This window comes from Kitasatospora griseola, assembly GCF_044999035.1.
Classification (GTDB): domain Bacteria; phylum Actinomycetota; class Actinomycetes; order Streptomycetales; family Streptomycetaceae; genus Kitasatospora; species Kitasatospora griseola.
Genome location: NZ_CP173360.1, coordinates 1,223,560 through 1,241,058, shown reverse-complemented (window position 1 = coordinate 1,241,058; position 17,499 = coordinate 1,223,560). Strand labels below are relative to the sequence as shown.

Sequence of the window (17,499 nt, the reverse complement as noted above, 5' to 3'; positions counted from 1 at the left end):
TCCCATCATCTGGCAAGGCTTGATCGAGGCCCTGGCGTCGTGGAACGCTCGACCCATCGGCCGACATCGGCAGCCACCGGCCCATCGGGCCGGTCCGACAGGAGGGAGCGCGCCGTGAACACCGTCCGGCAGCGCCCCTGCTGTTGTTGTTGAGAGCTCTCCCCTGAACTCCCTTTTCCCGTCGTACAGTTCCCATTCTGTGGGATATCTGTGCGTTTTCCCAGATTTCCGGAGCCCCGCCATGAGCCCCGCACCCGCCGCGCCCCCGTACCCCGACACCTTGTGGTTCACCCGTTGCCCGGTGCCCACCGCCACCGGCATCGCCGCCGATCAGGGCTGGCTGGCCGCGGAGTTCGCGGCCGACGGCATCGAAGTGCGTTCCCTGCAGGACGCCCCGCCGGAGGTCGCCGCCGACCACCACTACACGCACGCACTGGCCGGGCTGTTCCGCGAGGGCGGCAACGTGCCTGCGCTGTGGGCCCGTTCGCGTGGCGAGCGGACCCGGCTGATCGGCCTGACCTGGATCGAGGAGCGCCAGACGATCCTGGTCCGGGAGGGCAGCGGCATCCGCTCCGCCGAGCAGTTGCGGGGGGCCCGGCTCGCGGTGCCCCGGCACCCGATCGGCATCGACTTCTGGCGGGCGATGGCCCTGGCCGGCCATCGAGGCGCCTTGAAATCAGCACAACTCAGCCTGACCGACGTCAAGTTGACGGAGATTCCGGCGGAGCCGGACGGCGACCAGTGGGCGGCCGAGCTGGCGGCGCTGCGGGACGGCCGGGTGGACGCGGTGTACGTGAAGGGCGCGCTGGCGGTCGAGGCCGCCCGCCGGTACGGCGCGGTGCCCGCCGTGGAGCTGGACGCGCTCGCCGACCGCCGCCACCGGGTCAACAACGGCACCCCGCGACCGATCACCGTTCACCAGCAACTGCTGGACGAACACCCCGAGTTGGTGGCCCGGTTCGTCGCCGTGCTGCTGCGGGCCGCCGACTGGGCGGCCGACCGACCGGCCGAGGTGGCGCGGATCCTCGGCGCGGAGACCGGCGCCGGGCCGGAAGGCGTCGCCGGGGCGTACGCCGGGGGCGGGCACCGCACCCTGCACCTGGACCTGTCCGCCGAGCGCCTCGACCTGCTCGCCCAGCAGGAGCGGTTCCTGCACGCCCACGGTTTCCTTGCCGACCGGGTGGACGTCCAGGCCTGGGCCGACCCCGCGCCGCTGGCCGCCGCCCGCGCCCTGCTCGCCGCCCGCCCCTGACGCCCGTCCCCGACGTTCGTCCCTGAGACCCACCCCTGACGGCCGCGCCCGACCCGCGCCCGACCTTCCGTGATTCCAGAGGAGAGACCCATGCGCAGCACCACTTCGCGCACCCCTGTCACCGCCACGCTCACCGCCGTCGCCGCCACCCTGGTCCTCACCGCCTGCGGCTCGTCCGGGCCGGACGCCGCCAGCAGCGCCGACGGCAAGGGCGGCGAGGTGGTGCTCCGGGTGCCCGACCCCGGGAACTCGGGGTTCCTGGCGAAGGGGAAGAAGGACGGGTCGCTGGACCGGGCGCTGGCGGCCGTGCACGCCAAGGTGGCGTGGACGGGCAGCGCCGGGCCGTTCGCCCCGGCCGCGCAGGCGCTGAACGCCGACCAACTGGACGTCGCCCAGGGCTCGATCACCTCGGCGGTCACCGCGCTCGCCCAGAAGCCCGGCTTCAAGCTGTTCGCGCAGATCGCACCCGACGAGGCCGGCGAAGGCATCCTGGTGAAGAACGGCTCGCCGATCAAGGAGGTCAAGGACCTGGTCGGCAAGAAGGTCGCGGTCTCCCAGGGCGGCACCTCCGAGTACCTGCTGCTGAAGGCACTGGAGAAGAACCGGATTCCGGTCGACCAGGTGCAGCGGGTCTACCTGCGGGCCGACCAGACCTCCGGGGTGTTCAACTCCGGTCAGGTGGACGCCTGGGCGACCTGGGGGACGTTCTCCATCCCGGCGATCGCCAACACCGGCGCGCACTTCCTGGTCGACGGCAAGGCCGTCGGCAGCGACAACTACGCGGTGTGGGCGGCGCGTTCGGCCTTCGCCGAGCAGCACCCCGAGGTGCTGAAGGCGTTCTACGGCTACCTGCACGAGAACGGCGCCAAGGAGAAGGCCGACCCCGCCGCCTACCTGAACGTGTTCACCGACGCCGGGCCGACCGCCGTCACCCCCGCCGAGCAGCAGGTCGCCGTCGACTTCGGCAGGAAGCGCGCCGTGGACTCGCCGATCACCGACGCGGATGTCGCCCGGTTCGCGGTGGTCGCCGGGTTCTACGCCGACCAGGGCGTCACCAAGTCGAAGGTCGACGTCAAGCCCTACCTGATCGACATCGACGCACTCGGTGGAGCGGCGAAGTGACCGTCACCGCCGCCACCTCCGTCACCACCGAGCAGGCGCAGGCCGCAGGGCTGGTCGCCCCGCGCGCCCGGACCACCGCCGACCGCCCGCGCGGCGTCTCGCTCGCCCTGCGCACCCTAGGCCCGCTCGCGCTGCTCGCCGCCTGGCAGCTCTCCTCCGCCACCGGGGTGCTGACCCCCGACGTGCTCGCCTCGCCCGGCCAGGTCGTCCAGGCCGTGGGTGAGTTGTGGGGCAACGGGCAGCTGGCCGACGCACTGTCCACCTCGCTGACCCGGGCCGCGCTCGGCCTGCTGTTCGGGGCGGGCGTCGGGCTGGTGCTCGGCGTGGTCACCGGGTTCTTCCGGCTCGGCGAGGAACTGCTCGACTCCGCCGTCCAAGTGCTGCGGACCGTCCCGTTCCTGGCGCTGGTCCCGCTGTTCATGGTGTGGTTCGGCATCACCGAGACCGCGAAGGTCGCGCTGATCGGCGTCGCCACCTCCTTCCCGATGTACGTCTCCACCTCCGGCGGCGTGCGCAACACCGACCGCAAGCTCGTCGAGGCGATGCGCAGCTTCGGCCTGTCGCGCTGGGCGGTGGTCCGTGAGGTCGTCCTGCCCGGTGCGCTGCCCGCGCTGCTGTCCGGCCTGCGGCTGTCGATGACACTCAGCGTGATCGCGCTGATCGCCGCCGAGGAGATCAACTCCACCGAGGGGATCGGCTACTTGATGGCCCAGGCGCAGAACTTCTCGCGCACCGACGTGCTCGCCGTGTGCATCCTGATCTACGGCCTGCTGGGCCTGGCCGCCGACGGCGCGGTGCGCGTCCTGGAGCGGCTGCTGATGCCCTGGCGCCCCGTCAACGGCCGGGCGGTGGTGGGACGATGAGCGCCCCCGCCGTTCACGTCCGCGGACTGCGACGGGTGTTCGGCGCTCGCGCCGTCCTGGACGGCATCGACCTGGACATCGCCCGCGGCGAGTTCCTCGCCCTGCTCGGCGCGTCCGGCACCGGCAAGACCACGCTGCTGCGGATCCTCGGCGCACTCGACCGCGCCGACCAGGGCACCGTCCTGGTGCCGCCCGCGCGGACGGTGGTCTTCCAGGAACCCCGGCTGATCCCGTCCAAGCGCGTCCTCGGCAACGTCACCGTCGGCCTGCCGCGCGGCGAGAGCACCCGGGAGACCGGCCGGCAGGCGCTCGCCGAGGTCGGCCTCGCCGACCACGCCGACGCCTGGCCCAGCACGCTCTCCGGCGGCGAAGCACAGCGCGCCGCACTCGCCCGGGCGCTCGTCCGCGAACCCCAACTGCTGCTGCTGGACGAGCCGTTCGCCGCCCTGGACGCGCTCACCCGGCTGCGCATGCAGGACCTGGTCGGCGACCTGTGCCGCCGGCACCGCCCCGCCGTGCTGCTGGTCACCCACGACGTGGACGAGGCGATCCGCCTCGCCGACCGGGTCGCCGTACTGCGCGACGGCGCACTCGTCCGGGACGAGACCGTGGCCGTCGACCGCCCCCGCGACCCCGCCGACCCCGCCTTCGCGGCGCTGCGCCGCGACCTGCTCGCCGACCTCGGCGTGCACCAGGCAACCGAAGCCCACTGACTGACGTCACGTCAGATCGCAAGGAAGAAGAGAGAACCGCTGCCATGACCGTCACCGTCGGTGTGCACCGCTCCAACCCGTCCCTCTACCACCTGGCCCGACTCGACTACCTGCAGCAGGAGTTGGCCCCGCTCGGCGAGAGCGCCGAGTTCCACCACTACGCCGACGGCACGAAGACCGGCGCCCACCTGGCCGACGGCACCATCGACTTCGGCGGGACGGGCTCCACCCCGCCGATCACCGCGCAGGCCGCCGGGCACGACATCGTGTACACCGCGGTGTCCGCGCCCCGGCCCGACCACGGGGCGCTGCTGGTCGCCGCCGACGGGCCGATCGCCTCGGTCGCCGACCTGAAGGGCGCCACCGTGGTGCTCGCCGTCGGCTCCTGGCAGACCCACCTGCTCGCCAAGTCCCTGCACCAGCACGGGCTCTCCTACCGGGACGACATCACGGCCGAACGCCCCGCCGGGGACGAGGCGGAGCGGCTGCGCAGCGGCGCGATCGCCGGCTGGATCGCGCAGGGCGCGGAACTCGCCGCCGCCCGCCGCACCGGCGAGTTCCGCGAACTGATCCGCACCACGGACGTGATCACCGACCGCTCGGTGTTCTTCGCCCGCCGTGAACTCGCCGTCCAGCGGCCCGAGGTGGTCGCCGCGATCGTCGCCGCCCTGCAGCGCGCCGACCACTGGGCCGCCGCCCACCCCGAGGAGGCCGCCGCGCTGGCCGCTGCCGACCAGGGCGGCGAGGCCGCCGACTGGCACACCGCGCTGACCGCGCTGCCCTGGCAACTGGAGCCCGCCACCGCCGAGTTCGTCGCCGAGCAGCAGGAAGCCGCGGACATCTTCCACCGGGTCGGCTTCATCGACCGGCCCGTCACCGTCGCCGACATCCACCTGCCCGCCCTGGAGCAGCCCGTCGCCGACGCCATCTCCCGTGCCGGAAAGGGGAACTGAGCACCATGGCCACCGAAGTCCTGTGGTACCTGATCCCCCGCGAGGGCCACTACCCGTGGGAGCCCGAGGGCCGCCGACCCGTCGACCTCGGCTACCTCCAGCACCTCGCCGCCACCGTCGAACGCCTCGGCTACACCGGCGCGTTGCTCGCCACCGACCAGTACGACGTGTGGGCGCTCGGCTCCGCGCTGGCCGCCGCCACCGGCCCCGGCTTCCAGCCGCTGCTCGCCGTCCACCCCGGGCTGGTCTCGCCCACCCTGCTCGCCAAGATGGCGCTGTCCTTCGAGCACCTGCACGGCGCCGGCCGGCTCCGCTTCAACGTGGTCAACGGCTCCACCAACCAGCTGCGCGAGTACGGGCTGCACGTCGACCACGACGACCGCTACCGGCTGTCCGCCGAGTACTGGAGCCTGGTCAAGCGCCTCACCAGCGGCGAAGTCTTCGACCACGAAGGCGAGTTCTACCGGCTGAAGAACGCCGGCGAGTCGCTGCGCGACCTGCCGCCGCTGCGCGAGGGCCACATCCCGCTCTGGTTCGGCGGATCCTCCCCGGCCGGCATCGAGGTCGCCGCCGAACACGTCGACGTGTACCTCACCTGGGGCGAACCCCCGCACCTGCTCCGGCAGAAGCTCGACCTGGTCCGCGAACGCGCCGCCGCCCACGGCCGCACCCTGCGGCTCGGCCTGCGGCTGCACCTGATCGTCCGCGACACCGAGGAACAGGCCTGGGCCGCCGCCGACCGCCTGCTCGACGCCACCAGCCAGGCCACGTACGCGCGGCAACTCGGCACCCGGCAGGGCGAGGACGGCGTCGGCTGGCAGCGACAGTTCCGTCAGCACGGCGGCCGGGTGCCGGCCCGGGCCCGGGAGCTGGAGACCCACCCCAACCTGTGGCCCGGCATGAGCCTGTTCCGGCCCGGCCCCGGCACCGCCGTGGTCGGCTCCACCGAACAGGTCGTCGAACGACTCCGGGAGTACCAGGAGTTGGGCGTCGACACCTTCATCCTGTCGGGCAACCCGCTGCTGGAGGAGGCGTACCGGGTCGCGGAGACCGTTCTGCCGCAGCTGCACTGACCGCGGACGGGCGGGCGGCCGGGGAGAACCGGCCGCCCGCCCGTCGCGTCCCGGTGGACGTCAGGCGGTCAGGCGGTCGATCTCCGCCAGCTCCTGCGCGGTGAGCGGGCCGGCCGCCAGCGCGTCCAGGTTCTGGTCCAGCTGGCGCACGCTCGACGCGCCGACGATCACCGACACCACCCGCTCGTCCCGCAGCACCCAGGACAGCGCGAGCTGCGCCAGGCTCTGGCCGCGGCCCTCCGCGACCTTCGCCAGCGCCCGGAGCTGCGCCAACTTCGCCTCCGTCAGCGCCTCCTGCTTCAGGAAGTGCCCCACCGACATCCGCGAACCCACCGGCACGTCACCGCTCAGGTAGCGGTCCGTCAGCAGCCCCTGCGCGAGCGGCGAGTACGCGATCAGCGCCGTCTGCGTCTCGCCCACCGCGTCCAGCAGGCCCTGCTCCGGCTCCCGGTTCAGGATCGAGTAGCTGGCCTGGTTCAGCAGGCACGGCGTGCCCAGGTCCCGCAGGATCGCCACCGCCTGCCGGTGCTGCTCCGCCGGGTAGTTCGAGATCGCCGCGTACAGCGCCCGGCCCGAACGCACCGCGGTGTCCAGCGCCCCCATCGTCTCCTCCAGCGGAGTCGACGGGTCCCACCGGTGCGAATAGAACACGTCCACGTAGTCCAGACCCATCCGGTCCAGCGACTGGTCCAGACTCGCCAGCAGGTACTTGCGGCTGCCGCCGTCCCCGTACGGGCCCGGCCACATGTCCCAGCCGGCCTTCGACGCGATGAACAGCTCGTCCCGGTACGGGCGGAAGTCCTGCGCGAACAGGTAGCCGAAGTTGCGCTCCGCGCTGCCGTACGGCGGGCCGTAGTTGTTCGCCAGGTCGAAGTGCGTCACCCCGCGGTCGAACGCCCGGCGCAGCACCGCGCGCTGCACCTCCAGCGGCTGGGTGTCACCGAAGTTGTGCCACAGGCCGAGCGAGACGGCGGGCAGCTGCACGCCGCTGCGCCCGGCGCGGCGGAAGGTCATCGAGGCATAGCGGTCGTCCGCGGCGAGGAAGGTCATACCGGCATCCTGCCAGGTGAGCGCCGTGAACGGGACCAACGGCCCTGCCGTTCCCGAACCCCGGGACGTAGCCTGACCGGGCGCGAGACGTACGAGGAGGAAGCCGTGGCGCTGCCGGACATCACCACCAGGGCCGAGCTGGAATCCGCCCTGCGCCGCTTCTACGGCGCCGCGTTCGCGGACCCGCTGATCGGCCCGGTCTTCACCGAGATCGCCCGCCTCGACCTGGAAGCGCACCTGCCGAGGATCACCGACTTCTGGGAGAGCGCCCTGCTGCGCACCGCCGCCTACCGGGGCAACGCGCTCGCTCCGCACGCGGCGCTGCACGCGATCAGCCCGCTCACCGCCGAACACTTCGGCCGCTGGGTGCAACTCTGGCGCGCCACCCTGGACGGCCGGCACGCCGGCCCCGTCACCGAACGGGCCAAGGCGCAGGCCCAGCGGATCGCCGTCGCCATGCTCCGCCGCCTCGGCGAGGGCGACACCGGCGGCGGCAGCGGAGGGTTCGTCCCGCTGGCGGCGGTCCGGCTCGCCTCCGGGGCCTGAACAGGAGACGCCTGAGCAGGGGGCGTCGGAGCGGGAGACGCCTGAGCGGGGGACGCCGGGGCGGGGGCGCTCAAGCGGGGAACGCCTGAGCGGGGAACGTCCGAGCGGGGGATGCGCGTCGTTGGCGTCGTCCACCCGTTTTCTGCGGATTCGGCACGCAGGGGTGGGGATTCGTGGTGCGCCCGAATTCCGGTTCTCCCGCTCCTCGGCCTGCGGTCGGGCCGGAGAGGGTGGGGGAGTTCCGGTATGCGGGCAGTGGCCATTTCCTGACCGTCGGCGCGCCGGGCGCTGTCGGCAACACCTGCGGTGTGGTCCGCGGGATTCCGGAGCGGCGGCGGGGGGAGTTCGCCGTGGCGGTCAATTCACGCGCTGCGGTCGGCAGTTGTTCAGCGCTGGCCCCAGGTGACGTCCGGGTCGGGGCCGGCCGGGGCCTGGCCCCAGGTCACGTCCTCGTCGCGGTCGTCCGGGGCCGACAGCGAGACGCCGTTCGCCCGGACCGTGTGGGCGGAGGCGGAAGGCGCGGCGGAGATTCCGACCAGGACGGCGATTCCGGCGGAGAGCAGACCGACGAGGACGGTGCGGGACAGGCGGGTGACGTTCACGGAATTCTCTTCTCTGGGATGATCTCGATGCGAATTCGGAAATTTTCCCGGTGAATTGCTTTACCGGTATTTCCTTTTCGTCGGCGTCCGGTTCGTTGCTGCTCCCTGCCGACGCCTCATACTTTGGCCGCTCGTTCGACCGCAGGGAAGAGTCTGAGGGTGGACGGATCATGCAGTGGCACAAGTCGTCCACGAGCGCCTCGTGGTAGGGCACTGCCCCGGCAGGCGGTGGCGAGGGTGAATCCGCAGGTGGGAGCGGTCGGACGGGGCGCCCCCGGGTGCGGGCGGAGCGCCCGGTGCGCGGGTGGTGGACGGTTCCGGACAGCCATCGCATAGGCTCGGCGCACGATGGTGCGGATCACTGTGCTCGGGGCACTCACGGCGCAAGTGGCGGGGGACGCAGTGGCTGGGCGGCCCGCGTCAGCGTGCCGTGCTCGCCCGCCTGTTGGTCGCCCGCGGCGCGGCGGTGTCCGCCGAGCGGCTGATCGACGACCTGTGGGACGGCGACCCGCCCGCGAAGGCGGCCGTCTCGCTCCAGGCCTACGTCTCCAACCTGCGGCGGCTGTTGGAGCCCGCGCGCGGCCCCCGGCAGGAGTCACGACTGCTGGTAAGTGCCGGGCGCGGCTACGCACTGCGCGAAGTGGACGTCGACGCGGCCGAGTTCGAGACGCTGACGACGGCGGGTGAACCGGCGCTCGCGCTCGCGCTGTGGCAGGGCGCCGCGTACGGGGAGTTCACCGACCGGCCGTGGGCCGTCGCCGAGGCCGCCGACCACTTCCGGCACGCCGCCGAGGTCGCCCGCCGCTGGGAGTCGCCGAGCTGGGAAGCCCAGGCCCGCACGGCGCTCGGCGCGCTGGACGGCTGACGCCCGGTCACCCCCGCAGCGCCACTTGGAAGATCGCCACGCCCGCGCCAAGTGGACTCCAAGACGCCTCTCCCACACTGGTGTTCGTCAGTGACTCGAACGCCTTACGGGAGGCACCCGCACCATGTCCACACTCCTCGGCCGCCTCGGCGGGGCCGCCGCCGCCCGGCCCTGGCGCACCGTCGCCGCCTGGCTGCTGCTGATCGCCGCGATCTTCGGCCTGGCACGGGCGTTCGGCGGTGAGTCCCGCGACAGCTACCGGGTGCCGGGCACCCGCTCCACCGCCGGACTCGACCTGCTGCACGAGCGCTTCCCGGAGACCGCCGGCGCCGACGCCCGCGTGGTGGTCCACGACCGCAACGGGAAAGCGCTTCCCGAAGACGCCCTGACCGCGCTTCGCACCCGCCTGTCCGGCCTGCCGCACGTGCTCGCCGTCTCCCCGCCGATACCCTCGCAGGCCGGTGACACCGCGCTGCTGACGCTGAGCTACGACGTCGAGGTGACGGCCTTCAAGGACTCCGCCGGAATCGACGCGCTGCACGACGCCGCCCGGCCCGCCACCGACGCCGGCTACCAGGTGGAGCTCGGCGGCCAGGTCCCCGAGCACTTCAGCGCCCCCGACGGCACCGCCGAGGCGATCGGCATGGGCGCCGCCCTGATCATCCTGGTCCTCGCCCTCGGCACCGTGGTCTCCGCCGGTCTGCCGCTGCTGGTCGCCCTCGCCGGCCTCGCCCTCGGCACCGGCCTGATCACCCTGCTGTCGGCCGTCACCGACATCAGCAACATCGCCCCCACCGTGGCCTCCATGGTCGGCCTCGGCGTCGGCATCGACTACGCGCTGCTGCTGGTCGCCCGACACGTCGAAGGACTGCGCCGCGGCCTGGACGCCCGGGCCGCCGCCACCGTCGCCAACGCCACTGCGGGCTCCTCCGTGGTGGTCGCCGGCTCCACCGTGCTGGTCTCGCTGTTCGGCCTGAAACTCGCCGGCCTCTCCATCTACGCATCCTTCGGCTACGCGACCTTCGCCACCGTCGGCGGCGTCATGCTCGCCTCGCTCACCCTGGTCCCCGCCCTCGCCGCCCTGGCCGGCCCCCGCCTGCTGCGCCGCGCCGAACGTCGCGCCACCGCCGGGGGCGAGCCTGCCCGGACCACGGCCACGCCCACCCGCACCGAGCGCTGGGCCCGGCTGATCGGTCGCCGCCCGGTCGCCGCCGCGGTGCTGTCGCTGGCCGTTCTGCTGGGCCTGGCCGCGCCGATGCTCGGCATGCGCACCTGGCCGCAGGACGCCGGCAGCCAGGCCGCCGACAACACCACCCGCAAGGCGTACGACCTGATCGCCGAGGCGTACGGCCCCGGCGCCAACGGGCCGCTGCTGCTGGCCGTCGACCTCGACCGGCTGCCGAAGAGCGAACTCCCCGCGCTGGCGGCCAAGGTGGCACAGGACCCGGCGGTGGTGCAGGTCCAGCCCGCCCGGTTCAACCAGGCCGGGAACGCCGCCGTGATCACCGTCCAGCCGAGGACCGGCCCGCAGGACGAGGCCACCGCGCAGCTGGTGAAGCGACTGCGCGACCACGACCTGCCCGCCGGCGCCGAGGTGACGGGCGTGGTCGCGACCTTCTCCGACATCTCCGACCGGCTCTCCGCCCGCCTGTGGCTGGTAGTCCCGTTCGTGGTGGCGCTGTCGCTGGTGCTGCTCACCGTGCTGTTCCGGGCGCCGGTGATCGCGGTGAAGGCCGCCGCGATGAACCTGCTGTCGGTGGCCGCCGCGTACGGCGTGATGACGGCGGTGTTCCAGCACGACGCGACCGCGAAGCTGCTCGGGCTGCCGCACGCCGTGCCGGTGTCCAGCTGGGTGCCGATCCTGATGTTCACCGTGCTGTTCGGCCTGTCCATGGACTACGAGGTGTTCCTGCTCGCCCGGGTCCGCGAGGACTGGCTGGCCACCGGCGACGCGAAGGGCAGCGTGGTGCGCGGCCTGTCCGCCACCGGACGGGTGATCAGCAGCGCGGCCGCCATCATGGTCGCGGTGTTCACCGGCTTCGCCATCGACCCCGACATGACCGTCAAGATGATGGGCGTCGGCATGGCCGTGGCCGTCCTGATCGACGCCACCGTGGTCCGCCTGGTGCTGGTGCCCGCCACCATGACCCTGCTCGGCCGCTACAACTGGTGGCTGCCGCGCCCGCTCGACCGGCTGCTGCCGCAACTGCGCATCGAGCACGGCGAGGAACCGCCCGCCCCCGCCGAGCCGCTCCGGCCGGCCGCGGTCTGACGCGCCGCGTCCGACCTGCCGACAAGGGCCCGCCCCCCGGGGCGGGCCCTTGCTGCGTGCGGGTGGCCGCCCGCGTGGTCCGCCCCGCCCCGGCCCCGCCCGTGCGTACCGTGGGCGCATGAGCGTGCGAGTGGAGCGGGTGTACGAGGCGCCGGACGGCGGGGTGCGGGTGCTGGTGGACCGGCTCTGGCCGCGCGGGCTGAAGAAGGAGGACGCGCACCTCGACCGGTGGGCCAAGGAGATCGCGCCGTCCACCGAGCTGCGCCAGTGGTTCCACGGCCCGCAGAGCGAGTACGGGGAGTTCGCCCGCCGCTACCGGACCGAGCTGGACGCGCCGCAGGTGCAGCAGGAACTGGCCGAGCTGCGGGAGCTGGCGCAGAACGGCGACCTGGTGCTGCTGACGGCGGTGAAGGAGCCGTCGCACAGTCATGTGAACGTGCTGCTCGAACAGTTGGAGCAGGTGGACTAGCTCCGCCCGGCCGGTGCGGCCCGGCGGTGTGTTCTCTCCGGCATAGGTGTGCAGACAGGATGTAATGCGGACATGAGCCTGCTGCGGGAGAACGCCGTTCTCGCCCTCTTCTTCTGCCTCGGCCTGGGCTACCTGGTCGGCAAACTGCGGATCGGACCGATCCAACTCGGCGGCATCTGCGGCGTCCTGATCGTGTCGATGCTGATCGGCGCGCAGCACGTCTCGGTGAACGCCGACGTCAAGAACGTCGCGTTCGCGCTGTTCATCTTCTCGCTCGGATACATCGCCGGCCCGCAGTTCTTCGCCAACCTGAACGCCCGCGGTCTGCGCTTCGGCGTGCTCTCCCTGATGGAGGCCGTGGTCGTCATCGTGATGGCGCTCGGCTTCGCCACGTTCTTCGACCTGGACGTCGGCACCGCCGCCGGCATCCTGGCCGGCGCGGCCACCGAGTCCGCCGCCGTCGGCACCGCGCAGGACGCCATCGCCAAACTGCCCGGCATCACCGCCGAGCAGACCACCCAGCTGCAGGCGCACGTCGCCACCGCCTACTCGGTCTGCTACCTGTTCGGCCTGATCAGCATCGTCCTGCTGACCAGCCAGCTGTTCCCGATGCTGATGCGGATCGACCTCGCCGACGCGTCCCGGCAGCTGTGGGAGAAGATGCGCGGCGGCGACGCCGGCCAGCAGCCCGGCGAGGAGCCCTCACTGCCCGCACTGGTCGGCCGGACCTACCTGGTGTCCCAGGGCGAAGGCACCCGGATCAGCCGACTCCAGGAAGCCTCCGGACAGTTGATCACCGTCGAGGCGATCAGCCGGGGCGGGCGCAGACTCGACCCCGACGACGACCCGGTGCTGCGCCGCGGCGACCAGGTGCTGGTGGTCGGCCGCCGGACCGCCGTCATCGACACCGGCCACGAACTCGGCCCCGAGACCAGCACACCCGGCCTCGACCGGGCGTTGGCGGTCCGTCAGGTCGTGGTCACCAACAAGAAGGTCGCCGGGCACCCGCTGAACGACGTCCGCGACCGCGACAGCCAGGCCACCGGCGGCGTCTTCCTCACCGACATCCAACGCGTCGACCACCACCTGCCCGCCGTCGGCGAGACCGAGGTCCACATCGGCGACACGCTCACCGTCGTCGGCGCCCCCACCAAGCTTGACCGGTTCGCGAGCCGGGTCGGCGCCACCGTCCGGGAGGACACCGCCGACTGGATCTACCTCTCCTTCGGCATCTGCCTCGGCGTCCTGCTCGGCAAGGTCAATGTCCACTTCGGCGACGTCAACCTCACGCTCGGCACCGGCGGCGGCTGCCTGATCGTCGGGCTGGTCTTCGGCTGGGCCCGCTCGCTGCGACCCACCTTCGGCGCCTACCCGCCGGTCGCGGCCCAGACCATGAAGGACCTCGGCCTGGCGATGTTCATCGCCGTCACCGGCATGGCCGCCGGCCCCGACGCCGGCCCGCTGCTCAAGCAGTACCCGGTGCTGCTGCCCGCCGCGGGCATCCTGATGGTCGCCGTCCCCGCCTTCCTCGGCCTGTTCGTCGGCCGTAGGCTGCTGAAGATCGAACCGCCGATCCTGATCGGCGCGATCGCCGGCCAGCAGTGCTCCACCCCCGCGATCACCGCCATCGGGAACGTGGCGCAGAGCAGCGTCCCGATGCTCGGCTACACCATCACGTACACCATCTCCAACTTCCTGCTGCCGCTGACCGGTCCGGTACTGGTGGGCCTGGTCGGGCTCTGAGCCCCCGTCGGCGGCAGTCGAACAGCTGACCCGAACGCTAGGAGAGACGCCACCCATGACCAAGCCGTCGATCAGCCGCGAGGAGATCCACCGGCTCTCCCGGCTCAGCCCGTTCGAGCTCAAGAGCGAGTTCGTCCGGCTCGCCGAGCACTACCAGGCCGACCGGCCGGGCCAGAAGGACAAGAGCACCGCCCACATGCTCAACGCCGGGCGCGGCAACCCCAATTGGATCTGCACCGGCCCGCGCGAGGCGATGCTCGCGCTCGGCCACTTCGCCCTCACCGAATCCCGCCGGGTCTGGACCGCCGACAACCTCGGCGGCATGCCCGAGCGGATCGGCATCGCCGCCCGCTACGACCGCTTCGCCCGAAGCCACCCCGAACTGCCCGGCATCGACCTGCTCTCCGCCTGCCTCAGCCTCGCCGTCGACCGCTTCGACTTCGACCGCGACGCCCTCGTCCACGAACTCGCCGACGCCGCGATCGGCGACAACTACCCCGTCCCCGGCCGGATGCTGACCGCCGTCGAACAGATCGCCGCCGGCTACCTGCGCGACGAACTGATGGACCGCCGGCCCCCCGCGGACCGCCTCGACCTGTTCGCCACCGAAGGCGGCACCGCCGCCATGTGCTACATCTTCGACTCCCTCGTGCAGAACGGCCTGCTGCACAAGGGCGACCGGATCGCCCTGATGGTGCCCGTCTTCACGCCCTACATCGAGATCCCCGAACTCGACACCTACGAGTTCGATGTGGTCCGGATCGAGGCCTCCTCCTTCGCCGAGGCCGGCGTACGCGAATGGCGCTACCCCACCGAGGAGGTCGCCAAGCTGGCGGACCCCTCGATCAGACTGGTCTGCCTGGTCAACCCCAGCAACCCGCCCTCGCTCGCGCTCTCGCAGCGGGTCACCGATCAGATCAGGTCCATCGTGGAGAGCACCAACCCCGGGCTGATCATCGTCACCGACGACGTCTACGGCACCTTCGTCGACCACTTCCGCAGCCTCGCCGCCGACCTGCCCCGCAACACCCTGCTCGTCTACTCCTACTCCAAGCACTACGGCTGCACCGGCCACCGCCTCGGCCTCATCGGCCTGCACCGCGACAACGTCGTCGACGACGCCCTGGCCGCACTCCCGCAGGCCGAGAAGGACCGACTGGCCGCCCGCTACGGACGGCTCAGCCTCGACCCCGGCCGCATCCGCTTCATCGACCGCCTGGTCGCCGACTCCCGACAGGTCGCCCTCAACCACACCGCCGGACTCTCGCTGCCCCAGCAGGCCCAACTCGCGCTGTTCTCGCTGTTCGGGCTGCTCCCCGAAGGCAAGGCGTACAAGGCGAAGGTGCAGGCCATCGTCCACCAGCGCCTCGAACTGCTGCTGGAGGGCTCCGGGATGAAGATCTCCCAGGACCCCGAGCGGGCCGGCTACTACGTCGAACTCGACCTGCTCGCCGAGGCCGAACGCACCTCCGGCGCCGCGTTCGCCGCCTACCTGAAGTCCACCTACGAGCCCACCGAACCCCTGTTCCGGCTCGCCGAACAGACCGGCGTCGTGCTGCTCAACGGCGGCGGCTTCGACGGCCCCGAATGGTCGGTGCGGGTCTCGCTGGCCAACCTCGACGACCTCGACTACCTGAAGATCGGCCACCACCTGAAGGCCATCCTCGACGAGTACCGGGCGGAGTGGACGGCGACCGAGCTGCGCTGAACGGTTCTCGGGCCCGGTTGTCACTGCTCGGCGGCGGCCCGGACCACGCCGTGGTCGAAGGCGAACACCACCGCGTGCACCCGGTCCCGCACCCCCAACTTGTCCAGCACGCGCCGGACATGGGTCTTCACCGTCGCCTCGCCCAGGTGCAGCGCCGCTGCGATCTCCGCGTTCGACCGCCCCCGGCCCAGCAGTTCCAGCACCTGCCGCTCACGCGGCGTCAACCGGGCCAGCGCCCGCTGCCCCGCCGCCGACCCGCCCGGCGGCGCCGAGCGGGCGAACTCCGCCAGCAGTCGACGTGTCACCGACGGCCCGAGCAGCGCCTCCCCGGCCGCCACCGTGCGAACCCCCGCCAGCAGGGCCTCCGGTGGCGTCCGCTTCAACAGGAACCCCGCCGCGCCCGCCCGCACCGCGGCGAACACGTACTCGTCCAACTCGAAGGTGGTCAGCACCAGCACCCGGGCCTGCGGGCAGCGCACCGCCAACTCCGCGGTCGCCGCCACCCCGTCCAGCACCGGCATCCGGACGTCCATCAGCACCACGTCCGGCCGGCACGCCTGTGCCACCTGCACCGCCTGCGCCCCGTCCGCGGCCTCGCCCACCACCAGCAGGTCCGGCTGCGTCCCGATCATCATCCGCAGGCCGGCCCGCATCAGATCCTCGTCGTCCGCCACAAGTACCCTCACTGCCACGGCAGTTCCACCTCCACCCGCCACCCGTCGGCGACCGGCCCGGCGGTCAGCGTGCCGCCGAGCGCGGCGGCCCGCCGGCGCATCGAGGCCAGGCCGCGGTGCGAGGTGCGGTGCGAACTCCCGGGCGTGGGTGAGCCGTTGTCGGCGACGGTGAGGCGCAGCGCGGCCGGGGCGGCGACCAGCCGGACGGTGGTGGCGGTCGCCGTCGAATGCTTCAGGGTGTTGGTGAGGGACTCCTGCACGATGCGGCGAAGCGTCTCGGTCTGCCGCTCGGTCAACCGGTCCGCCTCGTCGTCGAGTTCGAGGGTGGGGGAGAGGTGCGGGGGCAGATCGGCGAGCAGCGCCCGGAGGGCGTGGACGAGCGGCGGGACGGGCCGGAGCAGGCCCAGGACACGGTCCAGGTCGGTCATCGCGTCCCGGCCCACCCGCTCGATCCGCTCCAGAGCGACCCGCACCTCCGGCGGCCCGCCCGGCAGACAGAGCCGGGCCGCGCCCGCGTGCGTCACCATCACCGTCACCGCATGCCCCACTGCATCGTGCAACTCCCTCGCCATCCTCGCCCGTTCATCGGCGATCAGCCGTTCGGCCCGCAACTCGGCGGCCGCGCGCCGACGTTGCTCGGCCCGCTCCAGCCGCAGCCGGGTCGCCACCCCGACCGCCGCCGACGCCGCATGCACGACGCAGACGAGGACGAACCCCGGGCGGGTCGAGAGAACGACCAGAACGGCCGCCACCGGGACGGCCGCGAGCGCCGCCGCGACCACCGGCGGCCGGCTCCGGCCCAGCACCACCAGCGGCAGCGCCGACGCCAGCGACAGGTTGGTCACCGGATCGCCCGCCAGCACCACCGCGACGGTCGCCGCGGCCCCCGCCCACAGCGCCCCCACCGGCGCGATCCGCCGCCCCACCAGCGCGGCGAACCACACCACGACCGCGACCCGCGACGCCACCGTCCCGTGATCGAGCGACGCCGTCCACCCCGCGCCCCCCACCGCGATCCCCGCCGACGCCCACGCCACCACCCCGTCCAGCGCCACCCACCAGCCGCGCGCGACGGGCCGGTCCGGGCGCCACCAGGCGTCCGCACCTCGCAGGCGTCGTGCCACTCGTGTCTCCCCCTCCCGGACGACCGGCTCGGCCGTCAGCCGGACGACTGCGCCTGCTCGAGCGCGGCGCGCAGCCGCCGCACCGCGTCGAGCAGGCACGGCACGTCCTGGCGGGCGGCGGCGATGAAGTCGATGTCCGCATCGGTCCGGGCGTCGATTCCCCGGATCTCCCGACCGCCGGTGACGCGCGTCAGGTAGCGCTCGTCATCCTCGTCCGGGTCGGCGTCGAGCCGAATGAAGCTGCAACCGCCGGTCGCCTGCCGACTCTCCAGCCAGGCGACCCACGGCCCCGGAGTGGCAGCGGCAGCACGCTGCTCGATGGCAGCCAACTCCCTGTCGGACAAAAGCTGTTCGGCCCTCATGCTCCCCCTCGGCGGCAGGCCGCCTGCCGTGGGTGCAAGTGGCGCCGCCCCACGGTAGGCCGGGTGGTCGGATCCGCGCGTCCGCCCAGGAGTTGACGCGTCGTCCCC

At 72.7% G+C, this 17,499-nt stretch carries 17 protein-coding genes; 12 read left to right on the top strand and 5 right to left on the bottom strand.

Features of this window, described 5'->3' with window-relative positions:
- The first annotated feature begins 241 nt into the window (after positions 1–241).
- The 6 genes from ACI1MP_RS05975 (at position 242) to ACI1MP_RS05950 (ending at position 5,976) form a co-directional block, all read left to right on the top strand.
- Complete coding sequence (locus ACI1MP_RS05975; RefSeq protein WP_404867933.1) at positions 242–1,252, top strand: ABC transporter substrate-binding protein; 1,011 nt, start codon at positions 242–244, stop codon at positions 1,250–1,252.
- Positions 1,253–1,342: 90 nt separating this feature from the next.
- Positions 1,343–2,374, top strand: coding sequence for an ABC transporter substrate-binding protein (locus ACI1MP_RS05970; protein ID WP_404867932.1), 1,032 nt, complete (start codon positions 1,343–1,345; stop codon positions 2,372–2,374).
- The gene (locus ACI1MP_RS05965) at positions 2,371–3,237 is read left to right on the top strand and encodes an ABC transporter permease (protein WP_380340446.1); all 867 of its coding nucleotides are present in this window, start codon (positions 2,371–2,373) and stop codon (positions 3,235–3,237) included. The genes ACI1MP_RS05970 and ACI1MP_RS05965 overlap by 4 nt, the downstream gene beginning before the upstream one ends.
- Positions 3,234–3,950, top strand: a complete 717-nt coding sequence (locus ACI1MP_RS05960; RefSeq protein WP_380340443.1) for an ABC transporter ATP-binding protein — start codon at positions 3,234–3,236, stop codon at positions 3,948–3,950. The genes ACI1MP_RS05965 and ACI1MP_RS05960 overlap by 4 nt, the downstream gene beginning before the upstream one ends.
- A gap of 44 nt (positions 3,951–3,994) precedes the next feature.
- Complete coding sequence (locus ACI1MP_RS05955; protein ID WP_100584942.1) at positions 3,995–4,903, top strand: ABC transporter substrate-binding protein; 909 nt, start codon at positions 3,995–3,997, stop codon at positions 4,901–4,903.
- Positions 4,904–4,908: 5 nt separating this feature from the next.
- Positions 4,909–5,976, top strand: a complete 1,068-nt coding sequence (locus ACI1MP_RS05950; protein WP_380340437.1) for an LLM class flavin-dependent oxidoreductase — start codon at positions 4,909–4,911, stop codon at positions 5,974–5,976.
- 60 nt (positions 5,977–6,036) lie between these two features.
- Here ACI1MP_RS05950 and ACI1MP_RS05945 read toward each other — a convergent pair whose 3' ends face one another.
- Positions 6,037–7,026 carry an aldo/keto reductase gene (locus ACI1MP_RS05945; RefSeq protein ID WP_380340434.1) on the bottom strand — a complete coding sequence of 330 codons (990 nt, stop codon included), beginning with the start codon at positions 7,024–7,026 and terminating at the stop codon, positions 6,037–6,039.
- Positions 7,027–7,131: 105 nt separating this feature from the next.
- Between ACI1MP_RS05945 and ACI1MP_RS05940 the strand changes: the two genes are divergently transcribed.
- Entirely contained in the window at positions 7,132–7,572 is a 441-nt protein-coding gene (locus tag ACI1MP_RS05940; protein WP_363470178.1) for a group III truncated hemoglobin, read from the top strand.
- A gap of 386 nt (positions 7,573–7,958) precedes the next feature.
- On the opposite strand, the gene ACI1MP_RS05935 is transcribed toward ACI1MP_RS05940, so the two are convergent.
- Positions 7,959–8,174, bottom strand: coding sequence for a hypothetical protein (locus tag ACI1MP_RS05935; RefSeq protein ID WP_380340432.1), 216 nt, complete (start codon positions 8,172–8,174; stop codon positions 7,959–7,961).
- A 430-nt stretch (positions 8,175–8,604) separates the two neighbouring features.
- On the opposite strand from ACI1MP_RS05935, the gene ACI1MP_RS05930 reads away from it, so the two are divergent.
- From ACI1MP_RS05930 to ACI1MP_RS05910, 5 genes are all read left to right on the top strand, one after another.
- A complete protein-coding gene (locus tag ACI1MP_RS05930; protein ID WP_404867931.1) occupies positions 8,605–9,039 on the top strand; it encodes a winged helix-turn-helix domain-containing protein in 435 nt (144 codons plus the stop codon).
- 124 nt (positions 9,040–9,163) lie between these two features.
- A complete protein-coding gene (locus ACI1MP_RS05925; protein WP_404867930.1) occupies positions 9,164–11,311 on the top strand; it encodes an MMPL family transporter in 2,148 nt (715 codons plus the stop codon).
- Positions 11,312–11,429: 118 nt separating this feature from the next.
- Positions 11,430–11,780 (top strand): DUF488 domain-containing protein, encoded by a 351-nt coding sequence (locus ACI1MP_RS05920; RefSeq protein WP_404867929.1) that lies wholly within the window; start codon positions 11,430–11,432, stop codon positions 11,778–11,780.
- A 72-nt stretch (positions 11,781–11,852) separates the two neighbouring features.
- The gene (aspT, locus tag ACI1MP_RS05915; protein WP_380340420.1) at positions 11,853–13,523 is read left to right on the top strand and encodes an aspartate-alanine antiporter; all 1,671 of its coding nucleotides are present in this window, start codon (positions 11,853–11,855) and stop codon (positions 13,521–13,523) included.
- Positions 13,524–13,578: 55 nt separating this feature from the next.
- A complete protein-coding gene (locus ACI1MP_RS05910; RefSeq protein ID WP_404867928.1) occupies positions 13,579–15,231 on the top strand; it encodes a bifunctional aspartate transaminase/aspartate 4-decarboxylase in 1,653 nt (550 codons plus the stop codon).
- Positions 15,232–15,251: 20 nt separating this feature from the next.
- On the opposite strand, the gene ACI1MP_RS05905 is transcribed toward ACI1MP_RS05910, so the two are convergent.
- The 3 genes from ACI1MP_RS05905 to ACI1MP_RS05895 are packed head-to-tail and all read right to left on the bottom strand — an operon-like array spanning position 15,252 to position 17,391.
- On the bottom strand, positions 15,252–15,923 hold the full coding sequence (locus tag ACI1MP_RS05905; RefSeq protein WP_404867927.1) for a response regulator: 672 nt from the start codon (positions 15,921–15,923) through the stop codon (positions 15,252–15,254).
- Positions 15,914–17,029, bottom strand: coding sequence for a sensor histidine kinase (locus ACI1MP_RS05900; RefSeq protein WP_380340411.1), 1,116 nt, complete (start codon positions 17,027–17,029; stop codon positions 15,914–15,916). Before ACI1MP_RS05900 ends, ACI1MP_RS05905 begins: the two co-directional genes overlap by 10 nt.
- A 35-nt stretch (positions 17,030–17,064) precedes the next feature.
- Positions 17,065–17,391, bottom strand: coding sequence for a hypothetical protein (locus ACI1MP_RS05895; RefSeq protein WP_404867926.1), 327 nt, complete (start codon positions 17,389–17,391; stop codon positions 17,065–17,067).
- Positions 17,392–17,499 lie beyond the last annotated feature (108 nt).